The following is a 23,870-nucleotide window of genomic DNA, read 5'->3' as shown; positions in this document are numbered from 1 at the left end:
ACTGTTCATTCAACGCTGGTCATAACGATTGCTACTCCCCGCAATAATCCCTATCTTTAAAACGCAATCCGCCGTTATGACCTTTGCTGAATTTTTTCATATCCTCATCCTCTTAGGCTTTCTGCAGGGCCTTATTATGAGCACACTTCTTTTCTTCTCAAAGAAGCGGTCGCGCCCCAACCGCTTACTGGGTACGCTCATATTACTCATAGCGCTGGCTTGTCTGAACCTATACCTCTTCGAATCAGCCTGGTTTACCAACGATCCTGTTCTGAACCTGGTGGGTAATCTCATTCCGCTGGTGATTATCATGCCCGTTGGCCCACTGCTATATTTTTATGTCAGGAGCACGATGGATGCCTCCTTCAGGATTTCCCGGAAGCAGTGGATACATTTCCTGCCAGTGATAATAGACTGTGGTACACAGCTGAGTGTTATAATATATCTTACAGGCGCCGTTTTAGGCTTTTCTGTACCGGCTCCCGCTTCCTGGGGGCGTTTTATTGACGACTATAACGTTTATGCCGACATACCCCGCTGGGCCTCTGTTACGACATATCTCTGGCTATCCGCCAGGTACCTTGCCGGGGTCAACACAGAAAAGAGTCCTCATTATCAATGGATGCGGCAGTTTGTCCGGCTTTTCCTCGGATTTCAGATTATATGGTTCATCTACCTGGTCCCTTATGTGATTCCATCGCTAACTGACAGGGTGCTGAATACCGTCGACTGGTACCCTGTATATATTCCCCTGGTAGCCCTGATCTACTGTCTGGGAATAAAAGGCTACATGATGATACCCGAGGAAACACCGGTGGCAAAGAAAGTGGTCATGCCTCCCCCAGTAAAGTTGGTAGAGGAGGCTGAACCATTACTGAAGAAGGCAATGGAGCAGGATCGCCTATACCTCGATCCCGAGCTTAACCTCGCCCTGTTATCCAGGCATACCGGCTTGCCCCAGAAAACCATTTCCTTGGTACTGAACCAGCACCTGCAGAAAAGCTTCAATGAATTTGTGAACGGATACCGGGTAGAGGCGTTTAAGCAAAATATCGGGCAACTCCAGCAGGACAATATGACTATCCTGGCCATGGCTTTTGATGCCGGCTTTAACTCCCAGGCAACTTTCCAACGGGCTTTCCGAAACCATACCGGGATGTCGCCCAGGGAATATATGACCCTGCACCTGGAAAAGCAGCCAAAAGCGGAAAATGAGTAGGAAAATGTTATTCAATTCCGGATTTGAGTAGATATAACAGCCTGAAATGGCTTGCTTTACCGAAAAAAAGGAAATGAAACATTACATCGGTCTTTGTCTGTTATTATTGGTGTTGGCCACCAATCAGGTTGTTGCCCAGGAAAAATTCATTACGCTTTCCGGCAAGATCACCGATGCCGGTAGTCACCAACCCGTTATTTATGCCAATATCCAGTTAAAGAGTGGCAGCATCGGTACAGTGGCCAATACAGCGGGAGACTTCATTTTTAAAGTAGCCGAAAAATTCTGGCAGGACACTTTGCTGATTTCCTGCATCGGTTATAAAACAGTTACCCTGCCCCTGCCTTCCGCCAGCTTACAGGATATGGATATCCAACTTGAACCCTCCGTTTACCTACTCCCGGCAGTATCGGTAAATGTGCGCGACGGTTTCGGTCTCCTGAGAAAAATGATCAGCAGTATACCAGCCAATTATGATACAGCCGATGTACGACTGACCGCCTTTTACAGGGAAAATATCCGCCTGATGGCAGACACGATCAATTTCAATGAATCGGTGCTGGATATTTACAAAACCTATCACACCGGCCGGGACCACAAAGATCAGATCCATATTATCAAAGGCCGCAAAAAGAAGGTGGACTGGAGTAAAGATCCCCAGTTGTATGGCTGGATCAGCAATATCACAAATACAGCTTACTCCTCTCTTAATGAAGACCTCCAGAAATACCTCGACGCAAAGAATAACATACTGAATGAGCGCAATTTCCGCTATTATACCTGCGACTATAAGGAAACAATCCGGGAAGGCGACCACAATCTCCTCGTACTAACTCTTCAGCCCAAAGATGATAGTCGCAAGGCACTGGTACAGGCAAAGATCTATATCGACGAAGCCACCATGGCACTGGTCAGGTGTGAGCTGAAGACAACCCCGGCGGGGAATGACTATCTGAACCGCCATCAGAAAGGAGGTATCGGCTATACCATTATGTCTAAGATCGTAAAAGCTACTATTGATTTCACAAACATCTCACTCGTGATCACCTATAAGCAATACGGCAATAAAACTTATCTCAGTACTGTACAGCGTCACTGGGACTGGGTAGTGAACAGCAAAAAACGGGGAATGAAGGATGTTCCATGGACCGGTGATTTCTATCTGCTCGTCACCGATATGACGAAAGATAGTTTGCAACGCTTTGCCACGGGTATCAGTAACGACAAGGCATCCATGAATAATGAAGTAGGGAATAACTATGATCCCTCCTTCTGGGAAAATTACAACATCCTGCTGCCTGAACTGCAGGACTCAGTTAAACCAAAGAAAGATGCCGCCCGGCCGGCTGGCAAAGTAACACATGTCTCTAACCGCCAGAACGGCTTTACCCGGGCAGATACATTACGCGGCGCTTTGTCGCCGCTTCGTTCCTGCTATGATGTTAGTTTTTATCACCTCGATGTGGACCTGAACATGGAAACCCGTTCCATAGCAGGCAGTAATCAGATCCGTTTTAAAGTAGTGGCCCCCTTCAACCGGATGCAGATAGACCTTTACGCCAACATGCACATCCAAAAGATCCTGTATGAGGACCAGCCACTATCCTTTATCCGCGAAGAAGATGCGGTATTTGTTAGCTTCCCGGCTACACTGTCTGCCGGCAGCGAAGAAACGATAACAGTCTATTATGATGGAATACCCCAGGTACCTGACTTTAAAATCCCCATGCACGGCGGTATATTATGGGATAAAGACGAGAAAGGTAATCCCTGGGTACAGGTAGTCTGCCAGGGCTCAGGCGCCAGCTTATGGTGGCCCAACAAAGACCATTTGTCTGATGAACCGGACAGCATGCGCATCTCAATCACCATACCCAACGGCTTCACAGAGATCTCCAACGGTCGCTTGCAAAGGAAAACGCCGGCGGGTAGCGATAAAACCCGGTATGAATGGCTGGTAACTTACCCGATCAATAACTATAACGCTACCTTTTGCATAGGCAAATACACCAATTTTAAAGACACCTATGTCAGTGGTCACGATACACTAACGCTGGACTATTATGTGATGCCCTATAATGTGGAGCGTGCCAGAACGATGTTTGCCCAGGTAAAACCCATGCTGGCATGCTACGAACAACATTTTGGTAAATACCCCTTTCCCCGTGATGGCTTCACACTGCTCGAGGGCCTTTACCCGATGGAGCATCAGAGCAGTGTATGCATAGGAAAGATCAAAGCCGGTATGCAGCTGGACTATACGCCATTGCTCTGGCATGAATCCGCGCACGAATGGTGGGGGAATGCCATCAGCTGTAAAGATATTGCCGACATGTGGATACACGAAGCATTTGCCACCTATGCAGAAAGTCTCATGATGGAATGCAGCGACGGCAAAGACGCTGGTGTAGCATATCTGAATGCACAGAAAGATGGGGTGAAAAACCGCGAGCCTGTAGTGGGCGTGTACAATGTAAATCACATACATTATGATATCGGCGACATGTATACTAAAGGAAGCCTGCTATTGAATACGTTCCGCTTTGTACTGAATAACGATACTCAATGGTTTACCCTGTTAAAAGATATACAGCAGCATTTCCGTTATCAGACACTTTCTTCTGATGATCTGGTAAACTACATCTCGCTACGTACAGGAAAGGATTACACGTGGTTCTTTGACCAGTATCTGAAATACACCCATATACCGAAGCTGGAAATATCCCTGAAAGAAAAAGGCAATAATCTACAGTTGACGTACCGCTGGCTGGCAGATGTATCCGGGTTTAAGATGCCGGTAAAAGTAACCCTTGCTCCCGAGCGGTTTGGTTTCATTTATCCAACTACCCAATGGCAGACAATCACCTTGAAGCAAATGAGAGAAGATGATTTTGAGGTAGATGAAGATCATTTCTATATACAGGTAACAGAGGTCTGAAGCAATACCCCGTCACTGGCCACCAAACCAACGGTATTACACAGCTGGCCTATGACAGAAATGCCTGAAATATGTTTTTAATATCATTTTTTTTAGTTAAATTCACTTGAGCAATCACATATATAACCACCGGTAGCCCATATATGAAGTCGTGGATGATGTACACCGCTTCGTCCATATAACTCAATTATTCTACAACCCATAGTGCACGGATACGATTCGTCACTATAATTACGACTGCAGCGACTTAAATTATTTTTATAACGAAAGCCACTATTCACCCTAAAACCAAATCTGAACCTAAATCTGAATTCAAACCCAAATCTAAATCTAAATTACATGAGCAAAGTTTTACTATTCGCAACAGCATTGTTGTTTAGTACAATGTCGTATGCGCAGAATTACTGGCAGCCACACACCGCCAATGCCAGAATTACCACAGACAAGGCCGTAGCCCGGCTTGCATTCCCGGCTGACTTCAAATTGTTCGACCTGAATCTGGCCCCTTTACGGAGCGAAGTATTCAAAACCGTAGGCAATGCATCAGCCCATTCAACCATCATTTCCCTGCCTAACGCAGACGGACAGATTGAACAATTCGAAATTATAGAAGCTTCCAATTTCGAGCCTGCATTACAGGCTAAATTCCCAGAAATAAGAGCATTTTCAGGAAAAGGTATTACCGACAAAACAGCTACACTAAAACTGAGCGTTTCTCCGCAGGGAATACAAACAATGGTATTCCGTACAGGAAAGGAAAATGAGTTTATTGAACCTTATTCTGCTGACCACACGGTTTACACGGTCTTCAAAAAACAGCCGAAGACCTTACCATGGAAATGCTTTACGCCAGAGCAAAAACTGGCAACTGGTATAAGCAACCAGTTACCTAATGCCAGGTCGACCGGCGATGTAAAAACAATGCGACTGGCGCAATCAGTGACCGCCGAATACTCCAACTATTTCGGCGCCACCAGCGCTTCACAGGTATCTTTGGTATTGGCCGCTGTCAATGCCACACTTACCCGTTGCAATGGCGTTTATGAAAAAGACCTGGCTATCCATCTTAACCTGATCGCAGCCACCACCAATGTATTCTATTATAACGCTTCAACAGATCCATACTCCGATGCCAGCAGTGGCGCTGGTGGTGCATGGAACAGCGAACTACAGAGCACACTGACCTCTGTGATCGGTGCTGCAAATTACGATATCGGCCACCTCTTCGGTGCATCCGGCGGTGGTGGTAACGCAGGTTGTATCGGTTGTATCTGTGTCGACAATTCAAAAGGAAGTGGCTTTACCTCTCCTGCTGATAATATTCCCCAGGGAGATAATTTTGATATCGACTATGTAGTACATGAAGTAGGTCACCAGTTGGGCGCGAACCATACATTCTCTATGAGCAATGAAGGTACAGGCGTTAACGTAGAACCAGGTTCAGGTATCACCATTATGGGTTATGCCGGTATTACCAGCCAGGACCTCGCGCCACATTCTATTGACATCTATCATGCAGCTTCTATTTCACAGATCCAGTCTAACCTTACCAGCAAGACCTGTCCGATAACAACCAGTGTATCTGCCAATAACGCAACACCTGTTGTAAATGCCGGTGGTAACTTCACCATTCCTATCAGCACACCGTTTGCACTGACCGGTTCAGCCACTGACGCAAATGCCGGTGATGTGCTGACTTACTGCTGGGAACAGAATGACAATGCCTCCTCTTCACAAACAGGCTCCAGCAGCGTGGCCAGCGCTACCAAAGCATCCGGTCCTAACTGGATCTCATTTGCCCCTACTACGTCACCAACAAGATATTTCCCTAAATTGGCAACCATTCTTGCGGGTGCTCTAGTGTCAGGTCCTTTGTCAGGTGGTGATGCCGGCGCCAATACAGAAGCATTAAGTTCCGTTGCAAGAACTTTACACTTCCGCTTAACGGTAAGGGACAATGCACCTTATAGTTCTACAGCACCGGTAACCATCGGACAAACCAACTTTGCAGACATGACAGTGACTGTCAGCAGCGCTGCCGGTCCTTTCTCAGTGACTGCTCCTAATACAGCAGTATCATGGGCTGGCAATTCCGCACAAACAGTAACCTGGAACGTAGCAAGTACAACCGCTTCTCCCGTTAGTTGTGCCAACGTAAAAATATCCATCTCTACAGACGGAGGTAACACGTTCAGCACATTAGTGGCAAGCACACCTAATGATGGTAGTGAGGTGGTAACTATTCCCAATACCGCTACTACAACAGCAAGGATAAAAGTAGAAGCGGTAGGAAACATCTTCTTTGACATTTCCAATACCAACTTCACGATCACATCCGGCTCATCCTGTGCTTCTCCTGCCGGATTAGCTGCTTCTGCTATTACCAACACTTCCGCTACAGTAGGATGGACAGTCGCAAGTGGTGCTGTATCATATGATGTGGATTACAAATCTACCGCCTCTTCTACCTGGATCAATGCGGCTACAGCAACTACGGCTACTTCTGTGGGCTTAACAGGCCTCACTGCAGGCGTTACCTACGATTACAGGGTAAGAACCAACTGCTCCAGCGGCAGCAGCGCTTATTCCGCTGCACAGTTTACAACCACAGGAGGTACTTGTAATGCACCTGCTGGTTTAACCAGTTCAGCTGTCACGGCTACCGGCGCTACCGTTGCATGGACAGCCGTAAGCGGTGCCTCAAGCTATGATGTAGACTATAAACTTAATACCTCTTCCACATGGACCAATGCCGCAACCGGCACTACTTCCACATCTGTTAACCTGAGCGGTTTAACATCAGCTTCATTATATGACTGGAGAGTGAGAACAAATTGTGCAAGCGGCACCAGCGCATATACAGCTGCACAATTCACGACCTTAACCGTATCAGGTTGTGCCAATACATTGGACAACTCCACTAATGGAACAACTTCCGGTGCTGCCACTATTCCATTCAATACCGATGTTACTGGTCTTATCAGTCCAAGTGGTGATATCGATCATTATAAGTTCGTGATCAGTACCCGTGGTACTATTACGATCACATTGGGCACATTGCCTGGCGACTATGACCTGAAACTGCTGAACAGCTCAGGCTCACAGCTCAATATTTCACAGGCTGGTGGTACCACCAGTGAAAGTATCAGCAGGACCGTTAGTCCAGGTACTTATTATGCACAGGTATACGGTTACAACGGTGCGAATAGCGCAACCTCCTGTTATACATTACGCGTACAACTAGGTACTGCCAGTCGTGAAAGTGATGTTAACACCGGCGATGTACCAAAATTGGCCGTATTCCCGAACCCTGCTAACAATGTCGTGAACATTGACCTCTCAGCTTACAAAGGAAAATCAGAAGTGAGCATGTTTGATGTGAATGGCCGTCAGGTATTGCGTCGCGAAGTGAACTCAGCGAAAGCGCAGCTTGATATTTCTACATTGCCTGCAGGTGTGTATATGATAAGGATTAAGAACGGATCAAAAGATGTAAATATGACCAAGATCATTAAACAATAAAGATCATATAGAACGTGACACAGAAAAGCCAGTGCCTTTCGGGGCGCTGGCTTTTCTTATTAAGCAACACAATAAGCTTATAAGACTTATCCCCCGGATTTGGCTACAACCTGACCGGATTTGATTACGTCTGGCTATAGCAGCACAGGTACCTTTGGAACATGAAAATAGTAGTCACAGGTTCTTTAGGGAACATCAGCAAACCGCTTAGCATAGCGTTGATAAAGCAAGGTCATTCCGTAACGGTTATCAGCAGTAATCCTGCAAAGCAGCGGGAGATTGAACAACTGGGAGCAAAAGCCAGTATTGGTTCGCTGACTGATGCGCAGTTTGTTACAGCTGCCTTTACAGGGGCAGATGCCGCTTATTGTATGGTGCCGTTCGATTTCTCAATAGCAGATCAGGATGCACACATGAAGCAGATCATGGCGAATTATGTACAGGCCATTCGACACGCAGGCATCAAAAGAGTGATATTCCTGACCGGATGGGCAGCAGAAGTGGCTGGCCATAGTATGACGGAAGTCTATAAACAGCTGGCGGGTGTGCATGTATCTGAATTGCGTCCCGCCATCTTTTATACCAACTTTTATCAGATGATGGATATGATGCGTGGGAAGGGAATGATAGGACTGATAATGGGATGGCAGGCCTATGGCATCAGGGCATTATTCGGCAGAAGAGGTTCGCTGGTGGGAAACTATGGCGGAAATGACAGGATTGTGCTGGTGGCGCCGGAAGATATTGCTGCCGCCGCGGCAGAAGAGTTTTCAACACCGGTTAACGGCGTAAAAATAAGGTATGTCGGAAGTGAAGAACTGACCTGTAATGAAGTGGCAGCCATACTAGGATCAGCTATAGGTAAGCCCTGGATGAAATGGATCAGGATCTCAGACAAACAGATGCTGCAGGGATATAAGATGGCTGGCTTGCCTGAAGGGCTGGCAGAAAGCCTGGTGCAAATGCAGGCGGCTATTCATGATGGAACTATACTGGCTGAATACGATCGCCACAGGCCTGTGTTGGGAAAGGTAAAGCTAAAGGATTTTGTGAGGGAATTTGCAAAGAAGTATATTTAAGCATGCAACCATACAGGGTCAAGACAATCACTGAATTTCTGCAGCTGCGGGGACTGCCCAAAGCTTTGCATCCTTTAATCAGTGTGATAGATATCAGCAGCATTACAGAGATCCCGAAAGGACCTAAATTGCTGGTGCCGAATTTTTATATGATCGCGTTGAAGAAGGGCTTTTCCGGACTTATTAAAGTGAAGTATGGTCAGCAGGATTTCGACTTTGATGAAGGGGTCCTATCTTTTATGGCGCCCGGACAACTGGTAGGGTTTGAACTGGAAGGCCCGATAGAAGGACAGCCTTCGGGCTGGATGTTACTGATACACCCCGATTTCCTGTGGAACACATCACTGGCGAAGAAGATCAGGCAGTATGAGTTTTTTGACTACGCAGTAAATGAGGCCTTATTCCTGTCAGAAAAAGAAGAAGTAACGATCAATCAGATCATTGCTAATATTGAGCAGGAGTACCGGGCGAATATTGACCAGTTCAGTCATAATATTATCATCGGACATCTTGAGTCGCTATTCAATTACTCCGAGCGATTTTACCAGCGACAGTTCCTGACCAGGCGAATCACAAATCATCAGTTGCTGGGACAACTGGAGGATGTCCTGGAAGCTTATTTTGAGAGAGAACAGGGATTGCCAACTGTGACCTATATAGCAGAGGCGCTGCACGTCTCACCTGATTATTTGAGCAGCATGCTGAAAGCACTAACGGGATTGAATACGCAGCAACATATCCATCAGAAGCTGATCGAAAAGGCCAAAGAGCAATTGTCTACTACTACGCTATCAGTCAGTGAAATTGCCTATCAGCTCGGATTTGAGCATCCGCAGTCATTCAGTAAATTATTTAAGACGAAAACGAATCTTTCCCCTGTGGCGTTCAGAAAGTCCTTTCAATAACTACCAGGCAGGGAACCATAAAACTAATATAGCACGGAATAAAGAAAAGCCAGCACCCCGAAAGGCGCTGGCTTTTTATATTGGCGGTCAAACCCGTCTTTTACTATTATGCTTTTATCAAGCTGGCAGGGCTGATTCCTGAACGGGATCTTCTCTGTATTCGAGTATGTCGCCGGGCTGACAATCCAGCACTTTGCAAATAGATGCCAGCGTTTCAAACCGCACACCTTTTGCTTTTCCGTTTTTTAAAATGGAGAGATTCACATTGGTAAGCCCTACTTCCTTCGACAACTCATTTAATGAGATCTTCCGTTTCGCCATCATCACATCTAAATTGACGACTATTGCCATAACTAAATGATTAATTCATTTTCTCTTTTGACATTCAAAGCCTGAGATACAAATTGCTTAATTCCCCATACAATAGCAGCAAGCAGGAGATACATCGTTTGCGGCTCTCTCAGCACAATTAAATGGGTAAAGAATCGCCACAAACTATTTACAACAGCCCATAAAGAAGTCCACTGATTGATATGAAGTGCATCAGCATTTTCACAGATCGTTTGAACGAAACCTATAAAAGCAAGTGCTAAGCATGCAACAATCACTTTATTCAATATGTCAGCGCTCCCCTTTTCAAAATAACCCGATCTGCGGTATTTGCTATATAGTCTGAGCAGGAGCACCCCGACCCATAAAAAGATGGCATTGCTGGCAATCTTTCCGATAAACCATAATTCGGGAATGTTGACAGGAGGCGCTACGAAAGAATGGTGCCCTGTCACCAAAGGGATAAACCATCTGGTATAGTATATCAAAGCTTCAGCTGACAGGAGAACTGCCCCCCAGCCAATAAGAGCAATGAGAAAATTGCCCTGCATCAATTTCTTCATAGTTGTTTTTTTCCAAAAGTACTGAACAATTAATTTAAAACAATACAAATTTATCGTTTTATTTTAATTATTTAAAACAGACCGATTCAGGGCAAGGTATATAAAAAGCTGTAGTTAAGTCAGGTTACCAACGGATCTACTTGCCAGGTCTCCCCTCCTGTCAATCCTTCGTATCCTGGTCCTCCCGTTCCCCCTGTCTGGGGTTTCGACAACAAGTTTTCCCGATTAAGTCCAGGTCAAGTCCTATACAACTCCTGTTAAAGCTTAGTCATACTTACTCTTTAATGGCTCATTATAAGTGCATTACAATACCCTATAGGGATATACAAGTGTACTTTTAATAACCTCATTATGTAAGGCAAGAATAAAAGAATACTGCTAACAATAGGCTAACTATCAACTTGTTAAAACGCTGATTTTTCTGTAAATTGATAAATAAACGATTACATCCATGGCCCAAAACCGTAATATTATTACACAGGGACTCTCCGGCCACGTCGGGGACCTTATCTTTTATGAACGGAACGGCAGGAAATTCTGCCGTAAAATGCCCGAGTATGGTCCGGACAGTATGTCTGTCGCCAGCAAACAAAGCAGCCGCGAGTTCGCGAAGGCCAGTAAGGCCGCAAAATCGATCCGCGCTGCCCTGAACGGTATATGGCAACCTGCAAAGGACGAAACGACTGTATACAGGCTAAATAAGGCCGTTTATGCGGCACTGCGGGAGGATACTATGCATACCCGTGGTAAACGTGTATTCAGTCCCGCGGCCTTACATCAGCATCTCAAAGATTTCCGCTATAACAAAAAGGCCGTCATGATCATTGGCGGTATAGACACCATCCGCCAGGAAAATGGCAGCATAATGGTGCAATTGCCCACCAACTGGCAACACTGGCTGACGCCGCCTAAAGATGCCCGTTATATACAGCTCCAGGCCGTAGCACTGGACATGGACTTTGAGCAGAACACCTGCCTCCGGACGACCACCGCAGCCAGCTGCGTTCCACTTGGAGCCAAACAACATGCCTTGCTCTTGCCTGTTACACCTGTCAGCGCAACTGCTACCATCGTTCTTTTACAACTGCGCTTCCTCCGTACCAATACCGGTATTCAGAGCGCCAGCACAGCCAGCAGCGAACAGGCATTTGTAACCGCAGTCCTGCCGCCTGTTTTACCATTGGCAGACAAGCAAGAAGATCCGCAGCAACCTGCCAAAACATCCAGGATTACAAGGAAAACCCGCTCTGCAGCGGATATGTTACAGGCTGTAAGTCAGCAAAACGACATACCTGCAAGCGCCCGCGGAAAGGAAATCGGAGACGCTGTTCAAAGGAAAGGAATCAGTATACCAGAAGAAAATCTTTCACTAACGGCCTTTCATCATTACGACTATGATCAGTTCCTGGTGTGATAAGCTGTCTTTCACAGGCTGAATACAATCCTCATATCTAAGTGGCGCATTCGTGTGTGCGCCATGCTAACCTGTTAGTACATACGCCGGAAAAATTCTCAATATGAATTTTGTCTGACCACTTCATGCCTTTCCGCAGAAAACCGTACATTAGTCTGAAGCACTTAAATCCCATAACACAAGAAAACACCATGGAACCAATAACTTCAACTTCCGGCACAAAATTCAAGATAAGATCAAAACGTAACAACGGCGCGATTGCCGACGACGACGCTCCCTACCTCCTCCTGGAATTCGCCGGCGGCACTGGTAGCGCTTATTCCTTTAGCCAGATATGGAATGACCTGGGCAGTGATGCTGAATATGACGTAAGCATATATCGTTTGCAGTCGGTCCCTGACGGCTATTTTATGATTGGTGATTATGCACAAAACAATTACAGCGCTGTAACAGGTTATTCACCTATTGTCAGTCCTGTAAATGACGATCCTAATGACCCTATACTTGCCGCACCAACGGGTTATGTGTTCATGTGGTCTACAGATGGCTCCGATACTGATACAACAGGTTCCATCTGGATGCCGCAGGCGCCGGTGGGTTATGTTGCTATGGGATGGGTAGCTCAACTCGGTGATAGTCCCATAACTCCCCCCAACATAAGCGAATATAGATGTGTACGTGCCGATTTTGTTGAATTAGTTCAGTCTGCGCCGACATTGATTTGGGATGATCACCACTCCGATGCATATAAGAGCATTGCCCTTTACACGCCCCCTAATGGATCTGGGTTTGAGACACAGCTACAGGGTATTTTTGTCGGCCAGCCAAATTACGATACTTTCGACGGCCTTATTTATGTTTTCAATAGCAGAGTAGAATATAATCAGCAATCGCAATCTTAGTACACAAGTACCTTAATTCAAAACTAACTAACGCAGAAGATCCGCTCCTGCAAAGGGTCTTCTGCTCTTCACACAGATAAGGTCCAGCAGGAATGCCGGACCACAAGCTTAAACCTCAACCTTTACACTGTTTGTGTAAGTTATTTTCAGTGCCACTTAAACAAGCGGGCACACTATCATATCTTACTCATGTTGCATTTCTGTATCCGATCAGCAATCATGACACAAATATGGAATCGAAAAAGTCGACCTGGAAATTTTTGAGAAAAAGTGAAGGAGTTATGCGAAAAACGTAATGTTACATCCCTGTAAATACGCCATTACTTATCTGTCCAACCACAATTTGAAATCCGGTACTCTGTCTCTGCTGACAATCACCTCCTCCTGGGAAGCAGGTTTCAGGGAAAGCTTTAGCCTGTTTCCAAAATATAGGTTTATCTGCTGAATAGATGCCCTTGAGATTAAGAATTGCCGGTTAATCCTGAAAAATTTAGTCGGTTCTACTTCATTTTCCAAACTGTCCAAAGTGGCATTTACAATATGCGCTTCTTTTTTAAACCCGACCAGGTGAGTGGTCTTCTGTGACAGCCAGAAATAAGCTACTTCAGTGAGTGGTATTGATTGCAACTGGTCACGCCATTCTACCAACACATTTGTTTTGTATACGGTCTGATGGTTCGCAATGTTCTTCAATATCTCCTGCAAGTTCGGGAGGAAGGGCTGGGGATTGTATCGCTGGAACTTCTTAAAAGCTTTCTCAAGTTCTTCCTTAACAATAGGCTTTAGTAAATAGTCAATACCATTCACCCTAAAAGCTTTTATTGCATATTCATCATAGGCAGTTGTAAAAATAATAGGTTTGCTAATGTTGAACCCTGAAAAAATATCGAAGCTCAGACCGTCCGAAAGCTGGATGTCCATAAAATACAGATCCGGTTCATTGTTTACAGCAAGCCAGTCCAATGATTCCTTTACCGTTTGCAAAACGGTAACTATTTCAACATCACCCTGCACCTCCTCAATCAATCTTTTCAATCTATTGGCGGTAAATGGCTCATCTTCGATAATGATAGCTTTAATCATACTTTGTTTTCTAAAAGAGGAATTTTCACCACAAAACTGGACGGTGTTTGTTCAATGACAATTTCCTGATTACATAATAACAGATACCGCTCAGCAATATTCTTCAGGCCCAATCCTGTGCTTTCAACCCGTTTTACTGTCTGATTGATATTATTCTTTACTACGAGATATGCTCCTTCCGCATGGATATTAATTGTCAGCGGATTTTGCTTGCTGATGGAGTTATGCTTGATAGCATTTTCCACCAGTAATTGTAACGTAGCCGTAGCAATTCCCTTATCCATCAGAGATCCGGGAATATCCACTTCAACGAGCAGACTATCCTGGTAACGGGTCTTATACAAAAAAAGATAAGCGTTAATAAACTCCAGCTCCTCTTCCAACCGCACTACCTGTTGTTCCTGTTCTTTCAGCACATGCCGGTAGATAGCCGACAATCGTTGTAAATATTCCACTGCAAGCCGGGGATCTTCCTCAATCAGGGATGTCAGTGTACTGAAATTATTGAACAGAAAATGTGGATCTACCTGCATCTTCAGAAATTCCAGTTGAGCCTTTGTTGCCTGTTGCTCATATTTTGTTGCTTCTAGTACAGATTGGTTCCACTGTGTAAAGAATAATTCAGCGGTGACTATTGCCGTTATCAGAATAGATAAAATAATTCCCATTACCATCGCTTGCCGAAAATCTATTTCCTCAGTAAGCAAGGTGGGAAATACCATCTTGATACAAGCGATGATTAAGCTCACTAAAATTATTTGTACTCCCAGCTGAACAACAATTCTTTTCTTTATAGACTTCCGCCATGGAAGCCAGTTGTCTAAACGCTTTGTTATCCAGAATCCCAGTTCGACTACAAGCACTACGCCTGTAATGGTCACCGCTATTTCCATCAAGGTGTCAATCAGTATCTCCCTGCTCCATTCATCGTAGTCCCAGGGATTGATCAGGTGCAATAGAAAATAAAATAACACCCCCATGAGAAAATAACCAACTATTTTGAACTTTCTATGTCGAACAGCCATCATTAATGCAATTTACCGAAATTACCAGGGAAAAAAACAATGGCCTCCCAGCCATCGGTTATCCGATTACAATGGCGTTTTAAAACCTAATATCAGGCTGACACCCTGTAATCGTTGATCATCCAATACCGATTTAAAGGCGGTAGATGAATACATCGCTTCGAGGTATAAAATGAAATAACGGGATATCTTATAATCGACGCCTATAGCACCTCTATATTGGAAGAAGGCATTCGTTTTTGTACCGAAAACAATGTCGTTTGCAGCACTCCCTGGTTTGATAAAGGGCGTATCCATGAAAGATAATCCCAGGCCTGCATAGATATATGGTGAGACCTTTTTCATCGGTAATGTGTACCCGATATCCAGTCCGACATTATTTGCATTTAGTTTATAGTCAAAATTTGAAGCGACATTGTTAACGACAGTATTCTCCTTACTATAATTAATGACAGCCATGTCAAAGTAAAGATGCGTAAAGTAACGATCTCTATAATTACACTGAAAATTAAACGCATACGCGGCCCCTCTGTCAGCAAGCCATTTGCTCGATTCAAAAGGCAGGTAATACCCGATGCCCGAGTTGAAATAGTATTTGAATCTTTTGGGCTCCCGGGTCCCCCTGGCTTTGTCCTGACCGGATGATCTGATGGCGATGCATAATACCAAAATGCAAATAGCGGCTTTTCTCATTGTTGTTCATTGAGCTTGTGATAATCATTTTCCTGCGCCAAGCGCCTTATTCTTTGACGCCAAAGCAATACAGGCATCATAAAAGGCCTTATTATAACCGTTTTTAGCCTGAATAGCACCGAACTGGCTATCCAACACATCCTGATAACGCGCCAGGCCTTTTTGATACCTGCTATTTATCAACTCAAGGCTCTTTTCGGCGGCACTGACTATCTCCTGCTGCATCTGCATCCTTGTTATCGCCTCTTTATAATCACCCTGTGCTTTACGGTACTCCAACTGTGCCTTGCTAACAAGCTGCTCTTCCGTGATCTTCAGTTCCTGTAATGCAATGGCAGATTGCCGGGCTTTATAATCATTCTTAAAGCCGCTGAAAATGGGAATGCTCACCTGAACACCGACATAAAAACTCTGCGGCCACTTGTACTGATTAAACCTGAAATCGTCAGATTGGGTTTGTACCTGGTATTGGCTGATGAAATCAATTGATGGCAGCTTCCTGCTCTTATCCAGCTGGATCTGCTGTGTAAGCAACTGTTGCTGCAAAAAGTTCTTCTTAAAGTCTGGCCGCTCCCTAAATGATTGTCTTGCCTCGTCATTGAGTGCTCCAGAGTAAAGGGTACCTGCGTCCACATCACTAACAAGGGCAAGACCGGTTTCCAGGGGAACGCCCAAAAGATCCTTCAGATAGTCTGTTGCCTGCGCTATCTGGTTATCGGCCATATACATATTCGACTTATAGCCTTGTACGTTGATATATACATTGAGCGTATCAGATACCAGTAACATCTTATTCCGAAATAATATCCTCGTGTCGTTCAGTGTTTGCACGGCTCTCTGATATGCCTGTGCCGCCAGTTCCCTGTTAAGCCTCGCCAGCATAATATTGTAGCATGCTTTCCGGATCTCTGCGGCTAATTCCCATACGGTGACCTTCTGCTCTGCTTCCGCCAATGCCGTCCCCAGCTTCGAAACCTTTACGCCTTGCTGCAATTCGGCATTAAACAAAGGCAGGCGCATATCAATCACACCATCAAAGTGATTCTTTGCTGAGCCATTTACAGCCATCATCTTTGAATTATCGATGGTTAAGTCACCGTTGGAACTAACACCTATCCCTGGGAAAAAGAAAACAGTAGGGCTGATATTACGAATATAAGAGGTCATCCCACTAATCTGAGGATATCGACCGGCCTCAATCTCCTTCGTTGCGTACCGGGATTTTAAGGTTATTAGTTCCCCGGACCTGATCGTTCTGTTCCGGGATAGGCCCATCTCTAAGGCCTGGTCTACCGTAAGGGACAATCCCTGCCTGTCGGTTGTATCTGCAGTTTGTGCCTGCGTATTAAAACCTGCAAAAAGAAGCAGTATCATCACACCAATACCAGCCTTGCTCAATTTCATTTTCTTCCTTTCTCCAGCGCGTTGCAACAAGCGTGTAATACCATAATGAACTACAGGAACGAGGACCAGTGTCAGGAACATTGAACTCGTCAATCCGCCTATCAGTACCCACGCCAGACTGCTTATCATCTCTGACGATGCTCCCGTTGATAATGCCAGCGGTAACATCCCTATCACCATGGCCAGTGTTGTCATAAGGATCGGTCTTAACCTGGTCTTACCTGCATCCATTAAAGCGTCATGTAAGGAATCGCCTTCTGACAGGCGTTCATTGGCCCTATCTACCAGCAGGATAGCATTCTTCGCAACCAACCCCATCATCATAATTAATCCGAATATGGAGAATATATTCAGTGACCTGCCAGAAAGCGCCAATGCGATAATAGCACCACCTACGCCAACAGGGATAGAAAAGAGTACCACAAAAGGATATGCCCAGTTGTCATAGAGCGCCACCATAATGAGATAAATAAGGCATAGCGACATGGCGAGGGCAATACCCAGGTTGCCAAATGCATCATCCTGCAGATCCAGATCACCTTCATATGCAAGTGAAACCGCCGGTGATATTGGTTTCTGTTTCACCAGCGACTTTATATCTTCTCCTACATCACCAGTTGGTCTGCCAGTCACTTTGGCAAGCAGCATGACTGATGCCTGCTTGTTCCTTCTTTCCAGCATGGCCGGAGCGCTGGCCAGTCTGACTGCTGCAAACTGTTTTAAATAGACACGTTGTCCTTTATCATTAACAAATGGGAAGTCTTCAAGATCAGCTAATGTCGCCCTATCTTCTTTGCGTAGCACAATACGCATATCCATGTCTGTACCCCCGTGTCTGTATTTTAATTCATCATAGCCATTGATAGCAATACGTAAGGATGTACTGATCCCTTCAATTGTCAGTCCCAGGTCGCTTAATTTCCGCCTGTCTATGTTTACCTGGAACGAAGGCCTGCTTTCTTCTACAGACAGCTTGGGAGCCACTATACCAGGGATGCCTTTCACATCGTTCAGCAACCTGCGTGCAGCAGCATAAACGCTGTCTCTGTTTTCTCCATATAACAACAGTTGAATAGGGGCTGCATTCGTTCCGAACAACCCAACTGCGGATACATCGACCTTCATTCCAGCTTCCTGCAAGCCGATCCTTTTAAGTTCCCTCCCGATTTCCGTAAGAGATCTCTTACGTTTAGAAGCATCGACCAGCGAGATATTAATGCCGGCTACATTGCTACTCTTCGTTTCGCTGAATCCATCACTCTGATAGCCAACCAGGGTAAACTGTTTGGTGACTTCCGGCAGTTTGCCAACACGTTTCTCAATGGCATTTACCGCCTTATCCATATCTTCCAGACGTGTTCCCGAAGGAGCCGTTATCATCAGTGACAATTCGCCTTTATCGGTTGCAGGCACAAACTCAGCACCTACATCTCCCGTAAACATCAGGCTGGCCGATGCAATTAAAAAGCCGCCGGCGATAAGTATAGTTGTCCATTTATGCTCCAGTGCCCATGAAAGCACCTTTGTATAAGTAAGGATGAGGCGATCGATCTGTCTTTCAAAATACAATGCGATCCTTGAGAAGAAGCTTTTACCGTCCAGGTGTTCCAGCTTTGAAAAGCGGGATGAGATCATCGGCGTCAAGGTAAAAGAAACCATCAGGCTGGAAAGAGTAGATATGACTATCACCAGGGCAAATTCTTTAACAAGGCTTCCGACTAATCCTGGCACAAACGCCAGCGGAAGGAATACGACCACATCTACAAGCGTGATAGACATTGCAGCGAAGCCGATCTCATTCCTGCCGTCAAGGGATGCTTTCATTCTGTCTGCCCCCATCTCCATATGACGGTAGATATTCTCCAGCACGACAATAGAATCATCTACCAGTATTCCAATCACTAATGACATAGCAAGCAACGTCATTAAGTTAAGCGAATAATCCAGAGCATACATCATAATGAAAGCGGTCACCAATGAAGTGGGAATGGCGACTAACACGGTTAATGCGTTTCTAAGGCTGTGCAGGAAAAAGAGCATGACCAGTGCCACTAAGGCCACTGCTATAAGAAAATCCTTATATACAGCATGCGCCGCTTTCAACGTGAACTCCGACGAATCCTGTATAATAGAGAACTTCAACCCGATATTGCTATGGTTTTTCTCCAGTTGGACCAGTTGCGCTCTGACCAGCCTCGCTGCTTCCACTGCGTTCGAACCAGCTTGCTTATCTACAAGAATACCTATGGATGTCTGCTGATTAACTCTGTTCACAACGGCGACATCCTTCTTTCCTTCTTTAATCGTCGCAATATCTTTCACATAGATCACACTCCCATCCTCCATGACACGCACTGCCTGCATACGCAATTGTTCCAGGTCAGTTACTTTTCCTGTCGGCCGTATATCAAATTCTCCATCACCGGATTTTAAAGCACCAATTGGAATCTCTACGTTACTCCGGCTGATGGCTGCCGCTACCTCATCAATCGCAATGCCATAGCTTTTCATCTTATTCAGGTCTACCAATACCTTGAGCTCACGTGGAGAGCCTCCCAGTAATGTAACCCGGCCTACGTTCTTCAATTGCGAAATACCTGGTCTGATTTGTTTATCAAGCAATTCAAACAATTGCTCCTCCGGAATATTTGCCGTAGCACCAATCCTGAGCACAGGTTCTGCATTGATGCTATAACTTTCAATTGTTGGGAATTTCACAGCAGTGGGCAATTCCGGCAATACCTTATTCACTGCCCGCTGAACATCCTGTATAGCTTTCTCCGAATTTGCATCCGCAGTGAATTCAATAGATATAACCGCAGAATTCTCTGCAGAAAATGTGCTTACTCTTTTGATCTTATTTACACCAGCTATTGCATCCTCTAGTTTTTTTGAAACGGTACTTTCCACTTCCGATGGTGATGCACCAGGATATACAGCCGTAATGGTGACTATCGGCGTCGCCAGTTCCGGAAGTAGCTCATACCTGAGCTTACTGTAGCTCATTATCCCAAGCCCGGCAATGATCAGATAAAAAACGATAAATAGTATCGGGCGTTTGATCGCCAATTCCGTAATTTTCATTGTGTAATCGGGTTGAGATTTTAATGTTTACTTAGGGTATTTCCTCCTGACAATTTCAGGGACTCCAATTTCAATCCTTCTGCAATATTCGACTGCCCCTTGGTGATGACAACCTCCCCGGGGTTTAAGCCAGATATCACTTCTACATACTCTTCCATTTGCCGTCCCATCTGAAATGGGCGGCGGACAGCTCTTTTGTCCTTGTCAATACTCCAGACATAAGGTGAATTGATATCCCCGCGAATGGCAGTACGTGGGATCGCTAGTGGAGATGTGGTTTCCTGATTCTTAAAGTTTACATTGGCAGTCATACCTGCCATTAGCATAATACCGTGTTGTTTGTTTGCAGCCCTGACCACAATGGGAAATGCCTTTGCCTGGGTAGCTTGCGGTACGATCGCCGTAATGCTGCCCCTAAACTGGTACCCTGTATAAGCGTCTACCGTAAACCCCACTTGCTGACCAACCTGTACTTTCGATATTTCACTTTCCGGTACGTATACCCTTAATTCGATATGCTGCAATGATACGATGGTGGCAACCTGACCGCCGTCAGAGAGGATGTCTCCTACGTTGACAAATTTCTCAGTTACGATACCCGTAATTGGCGCCCGCACTGTTTCGTAGCCTACATCCGTTTGGGAAATACCCAGCTGTTTTTCAGCTGTTTTCAAAGCATGCTGCGCTCCCTCCAATTCAACCCCGGTAGCATTGTTTTCTTTATACAGGGATTGAATACGTTCGTAATCAAGCTTTGCTTTATCGTAGTTAATCCGATTGATCTGATGAGATTGTGTTTTCAGATCATTCCGCATCGTAGCAATGATCTGCCCTTCCTGAACCCCACTACCTTTAGCAACATTTACGTTCGTCACTTTGCCATTCGTCTGAGTTAACACGTTGACAGTTCTCGACGGTTCTATAGTACCGGGATAATTATCTGATGCAGAAGCATCCACTGTCCGAACAGTAGTAGCTTCAACGGCAAAGGGAATGAGGGCTTTCTCAGCCTTAATTTCTTTATCTGATGCTTCTTTGTTAAGAAACAGCTTAAGCGCTATCAGCCCGATGGCGACTAATACACCCAGTAGAAGAAAAAACTTATTTCGCATGATCTTATTTTGTTCTGCGAAATTATCTTCCCGTGTATGAATACAGCAGGTCAAAAACACCGGGTCGTTATTATTGAGGGTTGAGTCGTTATATGCCGGGGTGAGTTGTAAGGGGCTATAGTAGAGGAATTAAGCTTAAGCGGGGTAAAAAGCAAATAAGCTGCCTTAGGGGCAGCTTATACATATTGATATTGATAATAAAATACTAGTTTTTCCGGGCGGCTAATAACGTACTACAAATATACTATTGTACCTGTGTCGGCATTGGCTGGAATAACTTCTTATAGAAACTGGCATCACCTGTATGTCCATTCATCTGCCGTTCTATATCTGCTCTAACCATAGGTTGATGGGCCATAATTAAATTCCATTGTTTAATCAGGCCATTCTTTTCTTCAATCCTGCGCGCCAGTGTGGCATCAGTCCTACTATTCTTATCCCGTCTGATAAGACATTGCTCATATTCAGCTTTTGCGATACTGAGTAGGCTGTCCTGAGTAAATTTACCAGCCTTCAGATGACTATTTTCCAGGACTAGCTTACGAATATGTTGACGGAAATAGTTTATGCTGTCGACTCCAACGGAATGTACAGGAGCTGATTCTAATACCGACAAAGATTTAGCCGCAGCCATAGTATCTCTTATTTGATGCAACTGTAACGATTTGCGCAATGCTGCGTTATTTGCTTGCAGCGAGTCGTTTTGTACGGTAACTTTCTCCACCTGTTTTGTAAGCCTGTAATCTGGCATCCACGGAGTCTGTTGAGTAAGAAAATAAAAGAGCGCTGAAAAACCTGCTTCTTTCACCTGGGCCACAACCATTTGTTTTTGTTCTGCATATGCACGTGTTGCCAGTTCTTTTGTAGCAACCTGGAATCCCAATGCATGCACATAGATCAACATAGCGTTAGGGATGATAAGTATCCAAAGAGCTTTTGTTCTCTTTCCTCGCATGCTAAATACCTTATACAAAGCCAGGGCCAGGCAACTCATGGTGCTTACCAGTAAGACCAGCAACGCAGCCAGCTCACGATTAGCAATCGTTTTGAAAAATATCAGGTCAAAAAAAATAGTGGTCATCCAGCAACACAGGGCTGCTCCACTAACAGTTTTGAGGGCTTTGGTGGTAATCCAGTCGCTGGGTATAGTGGCGACGGATTCCTTAGTAGCTTCAGACATAGGGACTTGGGTTCTTTTCTACTAAGATAACAGAAAATTGGGAAACTCTTTATTCATATAGTCTTGGACAAGACCGTTAAATACCGGATCTTGTACGCATGACTATAGCCTTCGATACAATCTCAGTGGCAGACGCAATTGCAAACTACAGCATCGATGAGAACATTTATGAAAGCAGCGGGATGTTTGAGGACATTGTAAAAGCGGATGGCCGCTTCTACCTGTATAAAGGTGATCTGACATTGAATGATCATTTCATACTGGATACTGATAGTCTTCAGGAGGGAATTGAGGGTTACATCATTGATGGTAACCTGCAAGTGAAAGGCAATATTATAAATGAGGAAGGCGATTATGGACCAATCTTATACGTAACAGGTAATGTCGAATGCCGTAGCCTGTTGGTAGGTGGAGCACCGGTGCACATCAACGGGAACATCACTGCAGAAGAGGTGATCATGTTATACTACAACCATGGCTGGATGAAATGTCCGGGTATATTTATAGCCCCGGTAATGATTGTGGAAGACTATCATTTTGTCCCGGATCGAATGAATATCAGCGAATTCTATCACAATGACAATGATCCGAAAAGCCCGGAGGAGAATAATTGTTTTGAGGATGATAATGAGGATCAACATATATCGGAAAATTTGCAGGCTTCGCTGGATAATAAGCTCACCACCAATTTCGAAGAGCTACGTTGCGATCTGGCAGCTGGCGAATACGTATTACGACCTGTTAAACGTGACATTCGTTATTGGCAACAAAAGATCAGCCGAAACCACCATGATCTGAAAAGAGTGCCGCCAGAACTCCGTAACCAGGAACTATGCATGCAGGCACTTGATAAATCAGTGTCAGCGATACAACATTTCCCATTGACACTTATTACCCCGGAACTGGCACAGCAGGCGGTAAATATAAGTGGAATGGCACTGCGCTATCTCCCCGAAATATTTATTACCAGGGAGCTATGTTACATGGCAGCTGCCAAAGGAGCTATTGTCGATCTGGACATACCAGAACATTTTTATGACGATGAACTATTACAAATTCTGATCCGGCATAGCGATTCCCAGATGGAACGTATACCAGAAGCCTATATTACAGAAGATTTGTTGGTAACATACGTGAAAACCGGCCGCGGCGCATGGCTCGACAAATACTGTAATGCCGCTGGCGTATCCAAAAAACACATACTGAAAAGGGTTATTGATGACGGCATTCAATACCTTGAAAACATCTTTGGTTGGCACTTTTCTGCGGATACCTACAGCTATGCCAGGTCTATTTATGATAATGAAACGTATAAAGAAGAATGGGCAGAGATTACACAGAAATATAAACGCAAACTGGAGAGACTTTAGTAGCTCCCGGTTGCAGATTAAGTCACGCTACAACAGCTCCCAGGTAG

General features: G+C 45.0%; 16 protein-coding genes. 8 read left to right on the top strand and 8 right to left on the bottom strand.

The features are described from left to right. Nucleotides 1-76: 76 nt before the first annotated feature. The 5 genes from CLV42_RS18440 (at nt 77) to CLV42_RS18420 (ending at nt 9,663) form a co-directional block, all read left to right on the top strand. Entirely contained in the window at nt 77-1,219 is a 1,143-nt protein-coding gene (locus CLV42_RS18440; RefSeq protein WP_106603400.1) for a helix-turn-helix domain-containing protein, read from the top strand. A 73-nt stretch (nt 1,220-1,292) separates the two neighbouring features. Then, nucleotides 1,293-4,157, top strand: a complete 2,865-nt coding sequence (locus CLV42_RS18435; protein ID WP_170117560.1) for a M1 family aminopeptidase — start codon at nt 1,293-1,295, stop codon at nt 4,155-4,157. Between the two features lie 339 nt (nt 4,158-4,496). After that, nucleotides 4,497-7,679 carry a reprolysin-like metallopeptidase gene (locus CLV42_RS18430; RefSeq protein ID WP_106603398.1) on the top strand — a complete coding sequence of 1,061 codons (3,183 nt, stop codon included), beginning with the start codon at nt 4,497-4,499 and terminating at the stop codon, nt 7,677-7,679. 161 nt (nt 7,680-7,840) lie between these two features. After that, the gene (locus CLV42_RS18425; protein ID WP_106603397.1) at nt 7,841-8,758 is read left to right on the top strand and encodes an SDR family oxidoreductase; all 918 of its coding nucleotides are present in this window, start codon (nt 7,841-7,843) and stop codon (nt 8,756-8,758) included. A gap of 2 nt (nt 8,759-8,760) precedes the next feature. Next, nucleotides 8,761-9,663, top strand: a complete 903-nt coding sequence (locus tag CLV42_RS18420; protein WP_106603396.1) for a helix-turn-helix domain-containing protein — start codon at nt 8,761-8,763, stop codon at nt 9,661-9,663. Nucleotides 9,664-9,780: 117 nt separating this feature from the next. On the opposite strand, the gene CLV42_RS18415 is transcribed toward CLV42_RS18420, so the two are convergent. Both CLV42_RS18415 and CLV42_RS18410 read right to left on the bottom strand, forming a co-directional pair. Then, the gene (locus tag CLV42_RS18415) at nt 9,781-10,014 is read right to left on the bottom strand and encodes a helix-turn-helix domain-containing protein (protein WP_106603395.1); all 234 of its coding nucleotides are present in this window, start codon (nt 10,012-10,014) and stop codon (nt 9,781-9,783) included. 2 nt (nt 10,015-10,016) lie between these two features. Beyond that, the gene (locus CLV42_RS18410; protein WP_106603394.1) at nt 10,017-10,556 is read right to left on the bottom strand and encodes a DUF2975 domain-containing protein; all 540 of its coding nucleotides are present in this window, start codon (nt 10,554-10,556) and stop codon (nt 10,017-10,019) included. 451 nt (nt 10,557-11,007) lie between these two features. Here CLV42_RS18410 and CLV42_RS18405 point away from each other — a divergent pair, with 451 nt between their 5' ends. Next, complete coding sequence (locus CLV42_RS18405; protein WP_106603393.1) at nt 11,008-11,970, top strand: hypothetical protein; 963 nt, start codon at nt 11,008-11,010, stop codon at nt 11,968-11,970. 191 nt (nt 11,971-12,161) lie between these two features. Next, nucleotides 12,162-12,872, top strand: coding sequence for a Vps62-related protein (locus tag CLV42_RS18400; RefSeq protein WP_170117559.1), 711 nt, complete (start codon nt 12,162-12,164; stop codon nt 12,870-12,872). Between the two features lie 324 nt (nt 12,873-13,196). Here the strand turns inward: CLV42_RS18400 and CLV42_RS18395 are convergent, their stop codons facing one another. The 6 genes from CLV42_RS18395 to CLV42_RS18370 all read right to left on the bottom strand — a co-directional run bounded on the left by CLV42_RS18395 (nt 13,197) and on the right by CLV42_RS18370 (nt 22,453). Then, a complete protein-coding gene (locus CLV42_RS18395) occupies nt 13,197-13,955 on the bottom strand; it encodes a LytR/AlgR family response regulator transcription factor (RefSeq protein ID WP_106603391.1) in 759 nt (252 codons plus the stop codon). Next, nucleotides 13,952-14,980, bottom strand: coding sequence for a sensor histidine kinase (locus CLV42_RS18390; protein WP_170117558.1), 1,029 nt, complete (start codon nt 14,978-14,980; stop codon nt 13,952-13,954). Before CLV42_RS18390 ends, CLV42_RS18395 begins: the two co-directional genes overlap by 4 nt. 66 nt (nt 14,981-15,046) lie before the next feature. Beyond that, nucleotides 15,047-15,673 carry an outer membrane beta-barrel protein gene (locus CLV42_RS18385; protein ID WP_106603389.1) on the bottom strand — a complete coding sequence of 209 codons (627 nt, stop codon included), beginning with the start codon at nt 15,671-15,673 and terminating at the stop codon, nt 15,047-15,049. A gap of 24 nt (nt 15,674-15,697) precedes the next feature. Next, the gene (locus CLV42_RS18380; RefSeq protein WP_106603388.1) at nt 15,698-20,161 is read right to left on the bottom strand and encodes an efflux RND transporter permease subunit; all 4,464 of its coding nucleotides are present in this window, start codon (nt 20,159-20,161) and stop codon (nt 15,698-15,700) included. A gap of 20 nt (nt 20,162-20,181) precedes the next feature. Next, nucleotides 20,182-21,273 (bottom strand): efflux RND transporter periplasmic adaptor subunit, encoded by a 1,092-nt coding sequence (locus tag CLV42_RS18375; protein ID WP_106603387.1) that lies wholly within the window; start codon nt 21,271-21,273, stop codon nt 20,182-20,184. Nucleotides 21,274-21,517: 244 nt separating this feature from the next. Beyond that, the gene (locus CLV42_RS18370) at nt 21,518-22,453 is read right to left on the bottom strand and encodes a hypothetical protein (protein WP_106603386.1); all 936 of its coding nucleotides are present in this window, start codon (nt 22,451-22,453) and stop codon (nt 21,518-21,520) included. Nucleotides 22,454-22,551: 98 nt separating this feature from the next. Here CLV42_RS18370 and CLV42_RS18365 point away from each other — a divergent pair, with 98 nt between their 5' ends. After that, the gene (locus CLV42_RS18365) at nt 22,552-23,823 is read left to right on the top strand and encodes a polymer-forming cytoskeletal protein (RefSeq protein WP_106603385.1); all 1,272 of its coding nucleotides are present in this window, start codon (nt 22,552-22,554) and stop codon (nt 23,821-23,823) included. Nucleotides 23,824-23,870: the final 47 nt, after the last annotated feature.

Source organism: Chitinophaga ginsengisoli (assembly GCF_003014595.1).
GTDB lineage: Bacteria > Bacteroidota > Bacteroidia > Chitinophagales > Chitinophagaceae > Chitinophaga > Chitinophaga ginsengisoli.
The sequence above is the reverse complement of the archived record's forward strand: the minus strand, read 5'-3'. Positions and strand labels throughout refer to the sequence as shown.